The sequence below is a fragment of the Actinomadura sp. NPDC000929 genome (assembly GCF_040492065.1).
In the GTDB taxonomy this organism is placed as follows: domain Bacteria; phylum Actinomycetota; class Actinomycetes; order Streptosporangiales; family Streptosporangiaceae; genus Spirillospora; species Spirillospora verrucosospora.
Window position 1 is genome coordinate 1 of the sequence record NZ_JBEUPA010000325.1, and the last position, 1,786, is coordinate 1,786.

Annotated in this window: 2 protein-coding genes and 1 pseudogene; 2 read left to right on the forward strand and 1 reads right to left on the reverse strand. The window is 76.9% G+C overall.

Going from position 1 to position 1,786, the window contains the following annotated elements; translation table 11 throughout:
- Positions 1 to 334 (reverse strand): annotated as a pseudogene (locus ABWI04_RS42665) (molybdopterin-binding oxidoreductase); the annotation flags it as partial.
- A gap of 99 nt (positions 335 to 433) precedes the next feature.
- Here ABWI04_RS42665 and sigK point away from each other — a divergent pair.
- Positions 434 to 1,024 (forward strand): ECF RNA polymerase sigma factor SigK, encoded by a 591-nt coding sequence (gene sigK, locus ABWI04_RS42670; protein ID WP_345182942.1) that lies wholly within the window; start codon positions 434 to 436, stop codon positions 1,022 to 1,024.
- Positions 1,021 to 1,740 (forward strand): anti-sigma factor, encoded by a 720-nt coding sequence (locus tag ABWI04_RS42675; RefSeq protein ID WP_353835975.1) that lies wholly within the window; start codon positions 1,021 to 1,023, stop codon positions 1,738 to 1,740. Before sigK ends, ABWI04_RS42675 begins: the two co-directional genes overlap by 4 nt.
- Positions 1,741 to 1,786 lie beyond the last annotated feature (46 nt).

A 1,786-nucleotide genomic window follows, 5' to 3' on the forward strand; every position in this document is an offset into this window, starting at 1 on the left:
CGGCCCCGAACGCGCCGAGCCCGATCAGGGCCCACGCGAGCCGGCGCCGGCTCAGCGCCCCGATGGCCAGGGCCGCCGCGACGACTCCGATGCCGAGCCCGACCAGCAGGACCGTTTTGTCGTCGCCGCCGAAACGGCGGATCGCGAAGTCCTTGAGCCACCCCGGGGTGAGGTCGACGAAGCCCGCGCCGACCGCGAGCAGCGGCGAGGACGACACCCGTCCGAGCGCGCCGGCCGTCAGCTCCGCGACGCCCATCGCGGCCGCGGCGGCCGCCAGGCCGCTCAGCCCGGCGGCGGCCCACCGCAGGGGCCCGGTCGCTCGTTCGTCTGTCACGACCGGTGTTCGGGGCCGGACGGCAGGTGGATGGGTCGCGATTTTTTCGAGATCCGGACCCATCCGGCAGGCCGTCCGCATCGAATCATCAGTGTGGAGATGAGCGAAGCGGGCATCGGACCGCGCCCGGCGGGGGCGGTCGGCGTGGAGCCGCCGGACCTGGCCGAGCTGCTCGGCCGCGTCGCCCGCGGCGACCGGGAAGCGTTCGGGGACGTGTACGAACGCCTGTCCGGGCCCGTCTACGGGCTGGCGCTGCGGGTCGTCCGCGATCCCGCGCAGGCGGAGGAGATCGCCCAGGACGTGCTGGTCGAGCTGTGGCGCAAGGCCTCGCACTACCGTCCGGAACGCGGCAGCGCGACGTCGTGGGCGCTGACCGTGGCGCACCGCCGCGCCGTCGACCGGGTCCGCTCCAGCCAGGCCGACCGGGACCGCGAGGAGCGCGCCGGCGCGCCGGCGCGCGAGTACGACGAGGTCGCCGAGGAGGTCGGGGTCCGGCTGGAGCACCAGCAGGTGCGCCGCTGCATGCGGGGCCTGACGGGGACCCAGCGTGAGTCGATCACGCTCGCCTACTACGGCGGCTACACCTACCGCGAGGTCTCCGAACTGCTCGGCGTCGGCCTCGCCGCCGTCAAGACCCGGATGCGCGACGGACTCATCCGGTTGCGTGACTGCCTGGGAGTGCAGCCATGACCCACGACCTCGACACGCACCGCCTCGCCGGCGCCTACGCGCTGGACGCCCTCACCGACACCGAGCGGCGCCGGTTCGAGCGCCACCTGCGGGGCTGCGCGGCCTGCGCCGACGAGGCCGCCGGATTCCGCGAGACCGCGGCCCGGCTGGCGCTGGCGGCCGCGCGCCGCCCGCCGGACGAGCTGCGCGGACGGGTCATGGCGGAGATCGCCCGGACCCGGCAGTCGCCGCCGCTCGCCCGGCGCCTGCCGTCCCCCCGGGCGCGCGGGCCGGTCTGGCTGGCCGCCGCGGCCTGCCTGGTGCTGGTGCTGGCGCTGGCGGGCGCCGGCGCGGCATGGCGGGTCCAGCGGTCCGCGGAACGCGAGCAGTCCCTGAACCGGCAGGTCGCCGCGGTGATGAGCGCGCCGGACGCGCGCACCTCCACCGTCCGGACGCCGGCCGCCGCCACCGTCACGGTCGTCTCGTCGCGCTCGCTCGGCAAGGCCGTCGTCACCACGAACCGGATGCCGCCCCTGCCGTCGGCCAGGACGTACCAGATGTGGTGGCTCGGCCCGGCCGCTCCGCGCTCGGCCGGGACGATGAACCCGGCGGAGTCGGACCGCCCGGTGATCGCCACCGGACTCGGCGGCGCCCGGCGCATCGGCGTGACGGTCGAGCCCGCCGGTGGCTCGGCCCGGCCGAGCGGCGCCCCGATCCTGACCCTCGCCGTCGGCTGAGGGCCCGGGACCGGCCCGCCGCCGGACGAGCCGACCTCCGGCGGCG

Coding starts and splice junctions, on each gene's coding strand:
- sigK (WP_345182942.1), top strand. CDS start 434: ATGAGCGAAGCGGGCATCGGACCGCGCCCGGCGGGGGCGGTCGGCGTG.
- ABWI04_RS42675 (WP_353835975.1), top strand. CDS start 1,021: ATGACCCACGACCTCGACACGCACCGCCTCGCCGGCGCCTACGCGCTG.